12 protein-coding genes are annotated in these 9,594 nt (G+C 38.7%); all 12 read left to right on the forward strand.

Annotated elements, in window-relative coordinates; translation table 11 throughout:
- The coding region (locus MVY38_RS06250; RefSeq protein ID WP_297484426.1) for a hypothetical protein at positions 1-287 on the forward strand (287 nt) is incomplete at its 5' end.
- 83 nt (positions 288-370) lie between these two features.
- Entirely contained in the window at positions 371-802 is a 432-nt protein-coding gene (locus MVY38_RS06255; RefSeq protein WP_297484428.1) for a heme-binding domain-containing protein, read from the forward strand.
- A 75-nt stretch (positions 803-877) separates the two neighbouring features.
- Positions 878-1,642 (forward strand): glutamate 5-kinase, encoded by a 765-nt coding sequence (gene proB / locus MVY38_RS06260; protein ID WP_297484430.1) that lies wholly within the window; start codon positions 878-880, stop codon positions 1,640-1,642.
- A 66-nt stretch (positions 1,643-1,708) separates the two neighbouring features.
- Positions 1,709-2,956: a TolC family protein gene (locus MVY38_RS06265; protein WP_297484432.1), complete on the forward strand. Its 1,248-nt coding sequence runs from the start codon at positions 1,709-1,711 to the stop codon at positions 2,954-2,956.
- A complete protein-coding gene (locus tag MVY38_RS06270; RefSeq protein ID WP_297484434.1) occupies positions 2,956-4,095 on the forward strand; it encodes an efflux RND transporter periplasmic adaptor subunit in 1,140 nt (379 codons plus the stop codon). Before MVY38_RS06265 ends, MVY38_RS06270 begins: the two co-directional genes overlap by 1 nt.
- Positions 4,095-5,240 carry an FtsX-like permease family protein gene (locus tag MVY38_RS06275; RefSeq protein ID WP_297484436.1) on the forward strand — a complete coding sequence of 382 codons (1,146 nt, stop codon included), beginning with the start codon at positions 4,095-4,097 and terminating at the stop codon, positions 5,238-5,240. Before MVY38_RS06270 ends, MVY38_RS06275 begins: the two co-directional genes overlap by 1 nt.
- Positions 5,237-5,956, forward strand: a complete 720-nt coding sequence (locus MVY38_RS06280) for an ABC transporter ATP-binding protein (RefSeq protein WP_297484438.1) — start codon at positions 5,237-5,239, stop codon at positions 5,954-5,956. Before MVY38_RS06275 ends, MVY38_RS06280 begins: the two co-directional genes overlap by 4 nt.
- A gap of 19 nt (positions 5,957-5,975) precedes the next feature.
- Positions 5,976-7,196 carry a chromate efflux transporter gene (gene chrA / locus MVY38_RS06285; RefSeq protein WP_297484440.1) on the forward strand — a complete coding sequence of 407 codons (1,221 nt, stop codon included), beginning with the start codon at positions 5,976-5,978 and terminating at the stop codon, positions 7,194-7,196.
- A 75-nt stretch (positions 7,197-7,271) separates the two neighbouring features.
- Positions 7,272-8,219: a permease gene (locus MVY38_RS06290; RefSeq protein WP_297484442.1), complete on the forward strand. Its 948-nt coding sequence runs from the start codon at positions 7,272-7,274 to the stop codon at positions 8,217-8,219.
- A gap of 9 nt (positions 8,220-8,228) precedes the next feature.
- Positions 8,229-8,471 (forward strand): thioredoxin family protein, encoded by a 243-nt coding sequence (locus MVY38_RS06295; protein WP_297484444.1) that lies wholly within the window; start codon positions 8,229-8,231, stop codon positions 8,469-8,471.
- A gap of 6 nt (positions 8,472-8,477) precedes the next feature.
- Positions 8,478-9,179, forward strand: a complete 702-nt coding sequence (locus MVY38_RS06300) for a cytochrome c biogenesis protein CcdA (RefSeq protein WP_297484446.1) — start codon at positions 8,478-8,480, stop codon at positions 9,177-9,179.
- Between the two features lie 11 nt (positions 9,180-9,190).
- The coding region (locus MVY38_RS06305) for a cation transporter (protein WP_297484448.1) at positions 9,191-9,594 on the forward strand (404 nt) is incomplete at its 3' end.

Here is a 9,594-nt window from a genome sequence, read left to right on the forward strand (position 1 = left end):
TAACAGACATAGACGACTTAGACAAATACATCACTCAAGCACAAGACTCAAACGCAACAGACATAGAAGCTGCGTTTAACACACTTAGGAATGGAAGTTACAACCACTACTGGGCATTTGACAAAGCCCTCAAAAACATAGGTGTAACAAATGGTTGTTACTATGAAGGTGATACGCTTTTAACAAATAAAGAAGGAGTCTACCCTCAAAATGAAAATGGACAAAACGGGCAAGGAAACGGGCAAGGAAATGGGCAAGGAAATGGAAAACAAAAAGGACGCCAATAAAAGACAAAAAACATTAACGATAGATTAATATAACTATGCCATACTCATTTTAAATAATCACAAGAGAATGCAAAATGTCAAAAATGAAAACAATAACAATATCTGCAGTACTACTAGGTGTGGCCATCCAGTTTATACCTTATGGCAGAGACCATACGAACCCAAAAGTGGTACAAGAACCAAAATGGGATAGCCCACAGACTCGCACGCTTTTTATGCGTGCATGTGCTGATTGTCACTCCAATGAAACAAAATGGAGATGGTATAGTAATGTAGCACCTATCTCTTGGTTAGTGCAGAGTGATGTTGAAGATGGAAGAGAACATCTCAATATTTCAAACTGGCGACATCAAAGACACAACCATGGAGATGAATCTTCAGCACAAGTTCGTAGTGGTCATATGCCTCCACTTATTTATACAGCTGTACATCCAGAAGCAAGATTGAGTAAAAAAGAGAAAAAAGAGTTTATTAAAGGACTTATCAATACTTTTGGTGAAGAGAATGATGAGTAAACAAAACTTTTTATAATTTCAACATAAGTTTTATATGTTATTCTAAAAGCACGAATATATAGGGAGTTGATAATTTTGAAAAGAGTTGTATTTAAAGTAGGAAGTAGTGTTTTAACAAATTTAGATGATATAGCAAAAGAGAGAATGCTAAATTTAGTTTCACTACTTGCAGAGGCAAGAAAACAGTACGAAGTTGTTCTTGTGACATCGGGAGCTGTTGCAGCTGGATATACTGCACTCAAACTTGATAGAAAAAAAGAGGTGAGTAAGCGAGTTTTAGCTTCAGTTGGACAGCCAATACTTATGAGCAGTTATAAAAATAAATTTGATATTTTCAATGTCGATATAGCTCAAATTTTATTGACTGAAGAGGATTTTGACTCAAGAGTGCATACAAAAATTTTTCAACAAATCATAGATAGGACTTTAGAAAACAATATTTTACCTATTGTGAATGAAAATGACATCTCTACAACACCTGAACAACTCTTTGGTGACAATGACCAACTCTCAGCACATGTTGCACACTATACTAATGCCGATATTCTAATAATTTTAAGTGATATTGACGGATACTATGAAGAGAACCCAAAAACAAATCCAAAGGCTAAAATTAGAAAACTTGTTTCAGAGATTAAAGATGAAGAGTTAGACCAAGAACACTCACCAAACAATGAATTTGCCACAGGTGGAATCGTTACAAAATTAAAAGCTGCACGATATATGATAAACCATAATAGAGAGATGTTTTTATGCAATGGCTATGATTTAACATCAGCAAGAGAGTTCTTATTTGAAGATTCTTATACAAAAGGGACACTATTTTCTGCTGAAGATTAAGGCTTTAACGATACCTTAACAGACTTATGAGACAATACAACATAAAAATATCTCATAAGGTTTATAATGAAAAAAATATTTTTCTCTTCTTTGTTACTTTTTTCTATGCTAAACGCAGAGACACTTACACTTAGGGAGTCCATTGACACTACGCTGCAAAACTATCCTGATGTGAAGTCCCTGCAGATGAAAATGAAGCAGTCAAAGCTTTCTCACCGCTCAGCTACTGCCGATTATCTGCCACAAGTTAATCTTAACGGGCAGTATAACTTCACAGAAACCTATGTTTTACCTGCAAATGGTACTTTTCATACATTAGATGATACAGGCTGGAATGTAGGGGTGAACTTAAAACAGAAGTTATGGGACTTTGGTAAAACTACCTCTAAAATAGCTTCAAGCAAAAAAGATGAAGACATCTCCAAGCTCTCTTTGATGGATTTTAAAGCACTGCTTGCGTTTAAGGTCAAGTCTTTTTACAAGCTTATGGTCGTCCAGCGTGAGGCTCTCAATGTCCGTAAAAAAGATTTAGAAGCTAAAAAAGCCTACTATGCCCAAGCCGAAGCTCTGGTAAAGCAGGGGCTAAAAACCACAGCAGATGCAAGCCGTTTTCTCTCGGCTGTTTATAATGCAGAAGATAATCTTGCCATTGCTCAGGCAAGTTTTGATAAAGCACGCAACTCACTTTCACTCTATATGGACAGAAAAATTGATGAAAATGTCACGCTTGAAAACGCAGTGTTACAAGAAAGTTTCAATGCTGATGCAAATGTGCAAAAAGAGGTGCTAAACTCAAACTATACACTTAAAATTGAAAACAAAAATATCGAAAAAAATATCTTACTCCATAAATCAGCAAAAGCAGAACATTACGGCTCTATAGATGCAATAGCATCCTACAACCACTTTGACACGCTCAACACTTACGATGCCACAACGGCAGGAGTTGTCGTAAACATTCCACTCTACAGCGGTGGAAGAGTCTCAGCAGAGGCACAAAAAGTAGAAATATCTGCACAAATCAGCAAAGAGCAAAAACGCTCACGCGAACTCGCCCTCAAAGAAGAGTTGCAAAACTTACTCCTTGACATTAAACGCTACAACAAAACGATTAGTGCAAAAAAAGCACAACTTGATTCTGCGCAGGAGACAAAAAAAGTGCTTGATGGACGCTACAAAGAGGGTCTTGCTACCTACATCGAAGTTTTAGATGCCACTTCACAGGTACTAAATGCAAAACTAGGACTACTTGAAGCCTACTATTCACGCGCACTTAGCATTGACAGAATCCAATATCTTAAAGGAAAAATATAATGAAAAACAGCATTAAATACGCTCTTATCGCTCTTGCCCTGCTTATCGGCGGAGCAATTTTTTACAACAAAGTTTACATTCCAAAAAGTACTTATGCAACGCTCTCTCCCAAAGAAGAAGATATGAAACTGCAAACATTTGGCATAGGAAATGTTGGAGCAAAAGAGATTTACAACATTACAGCGCTCACTGCTTCAAAAATCAAAGCACTCCATACAGATGAAGGGGAGTGGGTTAAAAAAGGACAACTCCTTGTAGAAATGGATGCTGTTGATTTGCCAGAACTTGTAGCAGAAGCGAAGATTTCAGTCAAAAAAGCAAAGATGGAGGTTACAGCTTCGCGTAAAGACCTTGACGCACTCTATGCACAAAGAAATCTAGCGCTTGTCACTTACGACCGTTACAAAAAACTAAAAATCCAGTCATTTGCCTCTCAGTCAGAGTATGACAAAGCAAAAGCTGATTTGGATGCCATCAAAGCGCAGATTGCTGCTACAAAGGCACATATAAACTCAGCACTACAAGAGGTAAAACGCTCACAAACAAGTGTAAAGGCACTTGAAGTAAAACTCTCACGCTACAAAATCTATGCGCCTGTTGATGGTTATGTCATTACAAAAGAGGCAGAAGTTGCTCAGAGTGTTGTACCTACACAGAGTATATTTAAGATTGTAAATCCTCAAGATGTTTGGATTCGTACTTATATTGATGAACGCATTAGTGGGAACATCAAAGTTGGACAACACGCTCATATTACACTCCGTTCTCAAGCTGGGAAAAAGTTTGCAGGTGTGGTAAAACGTATCGTGGCAGAGAGTGATGCGGTAACACAAGAGCGAGAAGTAGATGTTGCGTTTGAGAAACTACCAATTCCATTTTATATCAATGAACAGGCAGAAGTGCTCATAAATACCAAAACACTTCAAAATGTTGTCACAGTTCCTACAAAAGTGATAGTTCATAAAGATGGTAAAAGTGGTGTTTGGATAGCTCAAAACAGCAAAGCGCACTTTCAAAAAGTCAAAGTGCTTGGCATCAGTGGCAAAATAGTAGCCGTGAAAAACCTTGCTACAAACGCAGTCATACTTGTGCCTGCAACAAATAAAAAGCCTCTTCACGAGGGTGCAAGAGTTCACTAATGATAAACTTAGCACAAAAAGAGATAAAACATACTCTTGGAAAATTCATCGTCACCGCCGCAGGTGTGGGCATGCTTCTTGGCATTGTTATGATTATGATGGGTGTCTATAGAGGTATGATCATCGATGCACAGGTTTTGCTTGACGATTTGGATGTTGATTTGTGGGTTGTACAGGAAAATACACTTGGACCCTTTGCAGAAGCATCACGGGTGCATGAAGATTTAAAAAATACCATTCATGTTATACAAGGGGTAAAATCTGCTGAGGGCATTACCTTTCAAAACCTCCAACTCCCTTTAAAAAATGAGATGGTGCGTGTTTTTGCAGTTGGTTTTAACCCTTTTGGAGATATTGACCCCATAAATCCAAGCAAACTTATAGCAGGACGAGGGCTTAAACGCAGTCATTATGAGATGGTAGTAACAGATAAAACAGGCTTTAAACTCGGCGATAAAATCCCTTTAGGTAGAGATATTTACACCGTTGTAGGTGTCACACATGGCACAGTCTCTTCTGGTGGAGACCCTTTAGTGTACATTTCACTCAAAGATGCGCAAGAGTTGCAGTTTCTCTACTCCAATGCACGCATACGAAATGACAGAGCAAGAGGCATAAATGGTATAAATTCACATATGGTAAACGCAATCGTTGCTCGCGTAAAGAGTGGTTATGATGTAAACGCAGTTGCGCAAGATATAAGACGATGGAAGCATAATTCTGTCTATACAGCAGAGCAAGAGAAGACAATTCTCACAAAAAATCTCATAAAAATGGCATCAAAGCAGATAGGAATGTTTACTGTAATACTCGTCATTGTCTCGACCATCATCATCGCACTTATTATCTACACTATGACACTTGAAAAGATGAAAGAGATAGCCATTATGAAACTCATTGGCATACCAAACTCGATGATTATTAAAATGATAGTCCAAGAGACGGTGCTTATGGGTGTGCTTGCCTTTATAGCAGGAAATATTTTTGCTCATCTCATTTACTCGAAATTTCCAAAAAGAGTTGTGCTTGAAACCCCTGATGCCTTTGGACTTTTCATAGTCATCATCATAGCATCTATTTTAGCCTCTTTTGTAGGTGTGAAAAAAGTAATATCAGCCGATCCGGCAGAGGCAATAGGAGGATGAGTGTGAGCAGACAAGCGATAAAAGTAGAAAACCTGGTAAAACATTTCGGTAAAGGTGACAGTCTTGTGGAGGTCATCGACGGAGCCTCTTTTGAAGTCAATAAAGGGGAACTCGTTGCACTTATTGCTCCAAGTGGTGCAGGAAAGACAACCTTACTTATGATGATAGGCTGCGTGGAAGAGCCGACAAGCGGTACTATTTGGCTCGGAGATGAAAAGGTCTATGAAAACAAATGGCTCACTAAAGAGACACGTAAGATTCGACGTGAAAAAATAGGCTTTATCTTCCAAGCCCACTACCTCATTCCTTTTTTAAATATCATCGAAAATGTTACGCTTCTACCACAAACAAATGGTCTCTCAAAAGAGGAGAGTGAGAAGATAGCGATGGAGTTGTTAGAGTATTTTGACATTGGCGACAAAGCAAACGCAATGCCCTCCTCTCTCTCAGGTGGACAGAACCAACGCGCTGCCATCGCACGAGCTTTGGCAAACAAACCTGAAATCATCTTAGCCGATGAACCCACAGCAGCCCTTGACATCAAACGCTCTGTAGATGTTGTAAAGATGCTTAAAAAAATAGCTACAGATCAAGATGTAGCCGTCATAATGGTCACTCATGATGAAGCGATGTTGCCACTTTGTGATAGAATACTTAAAATTGAAAATAAAAAAGTGGTCTCAAGCGAAGTACCAAAAGAGACGCATATTTTATAAATAAAGAGAAAGGAGATAGATGCCTAGTAATCAAAAGTCAGAAGTAAAAGTCACTCCCTCTTTTTTTGAACTAACATGGGCTTTTTTCATTATAGGTCTTACAGCCTACAGTGTAGCGATGCTCCAACAGCTCAAAACACTTGTCGTAGGGCGCAAATGGCTCTCACAAAAAGAGATGGATGAGGGGCTTGCTATGGTTCAGCTCTATCCTGGTCCTATTATGTTCAACCTTGCTACATACTCTGCTTATCGCATCAAGGGATTTTGGGGTGCTTTAATAGCGACATTTCTGTTTATACTTCCCTCTTACCTTTTAATGGTACTGCTCTCTTGGCTCTATTTTAACTATGGAAATGTTGCTTGGGTACACCCTCTTTTTATTGCACTTGAAGCTATGGTTGTGGGAATCATCATCCACATATCGCTTGATTTTGCAAATCGTTACATTGATGGAGGAAAAACAGCTTTTATCTCCGGACTTGCGTTTATACTGTTACTCTATAAAATCAATGCCTTTTGGGTTATCATCTTTGCTGTTTTGTTTGGTCTTATGTTTTTCTGGAAAGATTCCATGAAGGTAGATACAAACGAGCAGACACAAAAGTTAGATATTCCCGGTAAATGGCAGTGGCGTTTGACAGCCATCATAGTAAGTGGCTCTCTTTTTCTTGCATTTGCCGCTCTTGCATTTTTTTACAAAACAGAACTCTCTACACTCTTTTTATCTATGTTTAAAGTTGGAGCAGTTGCGTTTGGAAACGGTATGACCATCATGCCACTCCTGCAACAAGAAGCAGTCATATCACACCATTGGTTAAGTATGAAACAGTTTGCCGACGGCATTGCCTTTGGACAAATTACTCCCGGTCCATTTCTCATTACAGCGACATTCATCGGCTATAAAGTAGCTGGACTTATGGGAAGTCTGCTTGCAACCATTGGAATGTTCTATCCTTCATTTTTTTACACAATCATAATGTCAGAAATTTATGCCAAAATAAAAGACTACCTCTTTATTCGCAGAGGCTTAAAAGGAATATTGGCTGCGTTTACAGGAATGCTCTTTTTTGTTGTACTCTCCATGGGAAAAGTAACTCTTCACTCTCCTGCAGCTTATATCTGGGCAGTTGGAGCACTCATTGCAGTGCGCTACTACAACCTCAACATTCTTTGGATATTTTTATCGGGTATTGCTCTTGAACTTAGTTTATTTCTTATGGGTATTTCAGTTTTAGGCTAATATTATCACTATATCAATATATCTTGATTTATATATTTATATTTGCTATAATGCCATAAATTAAGGAGTTATATTATGTGGAAAGAGTTCGTAGATTATCTCACAGTTAATATGCTTGGACTTACGGGAAGAGTCAATGATACCATCAACTTCTTTATTTATGACACAGTAAAAATACTTTTCCTGCTTATACTCATCATTTTTGTCGTCTCTTACCTGAGAACACATTTCAATACAGAATATGTTCGTGCCCACTTACAAGGCAAATCAGAGCTATACGGCAATGTGCTCGCTGCATTTTTCGGCATTATTACACCATTTTGCTCATGCAGCGCCATTCCCCTATTTCTCGGATTTATTCAAGCGCGTATCCCGCTTGGTGTAACCTTTTCATTTCTTATCAGTTCACCTATGAACAATGAAGTAGCAATCGCTCTGCTCTTTACGCTCTTTGGCTGGAAAATCACAGCGATTTACATCGGGTTTGGTCTGCTTGTAGCTATCGTCGGTGGTTTCGTCATCGGAAAAATGAACTTAGAAAAGTACATCTTACTCGATGTCAAACCTATGGAAAGTGAGCTCAAAGATGTAGAAGTAAAAATAACACAAAAACAGCGTGCAAAAGAGGCGTGGGATTACACCTACGACATCTTCAAACAAATTTGGATTTATGTACTCATAGGTGTTGGTGTCGGTGCTTTGATACACGGCTATGTTCCGGCAGATTTTATTGCAAAATATGCAGGCGGAGACAACTGGTATGGTGTACCTTTAGCTGTAATTCTTGGAATCCCAATGTACTCAAACGCAGCAGGGGTTATGCCTCTTGTTGAAGTGCTTACAGACAAAGGAATGCTGCTAGGAACGGCGCTTAGCTTTATGATGGCAATCACTGCGCTAAGCCTTCCAGAGGCAATGATACTCAAAAAAATACTCCATACAAAACTCATCGCCATCTTCTTTGGTACTGTGGGTGTGGGCATTATCTGCATAGGGTATCTTTTTAACTATATTTTAAAATAAGGAAAAAATATGAAAATAGAAATTTTAGGAACGGGTTGTGCAAAGTGCATAACACTTGAAAAAATTGTTAGAGAGCTTGTGAGTCAGTTAGATGGCGACTATGAAGTAGTAAAAGTCGATGACATTATGGAAATAATGAAGTATAACATTTTAAGTATGCCCGGACTTGTCATAGATGGGAAACTGATTTCCACAGGAAAAGTGCTCAGCGCAGATAAGATTCGTCAGCATATCAAAGAGGCTGGGCAGTAAGACTCAATGGAAGCTTATCTCACGCAGCTGCTTGAATCAAATTCATACCTCGTATTTTTAGGTGCCTTTTTTTCTGGTAGTATTACCGCGGCAGCACCTTGCTCCTTAGTTGCTGTTCCTCTGCTTGTAGGGAGTGCTGTAGCGCTTAACAAAGACCTTGAGGGTAGAAAAAAAGTACTCTACACTTATCTTTTTACAGCGCTTTTTGCTTTGGGTGTTGCTGTGAGCTTTTCCATACTAGGATTTATCGTGGCAAAATTTGGCGGTTTTTTCTCCGTTGCACCACTTTGGGCATATCTTATAGCAGGGAGCGTGAGCATACTCATAGCACTCTATGCCTTTGGAATGTTAGGAGAAGTAGATAAATCAGCCATTGTTAGCAGATTGATTCACTATAGACTCTTTGGTGGTTTTTTAATCGGTCTGATTTTTGGACTGGTCAGCACTCCTTGTGCATCAGCTCCACTTTTTGCTATCATATCTTTAGCAGGCAACAGCGATTATCTGTATGCTTATGGACTAATTTTACTTTTTGCACTTGGACATTCACTATTACTGCTTTTAGCAGGTGTTTCTGTTGGATTTGCACAGAGCATAGTCTCAAGTAAAGCAGTGACAAAAATATCAGACGCTGTCAATAAAGGGTTTGCACTCCTTTTGACGGGCTTCGGGATATACTTCTTTTATGAAGCTTATTTACAGTTTTAGGATTTTAAAATATGATACATTATATACGAAAAACAGATGAAAAACAGCGTTGGCTCTTTTTCTCAACACTGCTAAACGCAGCTCTTGCAACATCCAAACTCACTTGGGGATGGATGATGGGTTCGACACTTGTCGTAGCTGATGGTATCCATTCCATATCTGATGTTTTTGGTGCACTGCTTATCTTTTTGGCACTCTTTTTTGCCGCACATAAATCAAAACGATTTCCTTATGGTTTGCATAAACTTGAAGATATGGCGGCAGTTGTCGGTGGTCTTGGAATTTTATATGCGGGATATGAGATTGTTCACTCTGTCTTTTTTGAAACAGGGATGAAAACCCCCACAGAGATATGGACAACTATTGGGTTTATCTTTACTATTGTTCTCATTCAGTATGTTTTTTATTTTTATGA

The sequence above is a fragment of the Sulfurimonas sp. genome, from assembly GCF_027056685.1.
Taxonomy (GTDB): domain Bacteria; phylum Campylobacterota; class Campylobacteria; order Campylobacterales; family Sulfurimonadaceae; genus Sulfurimonas.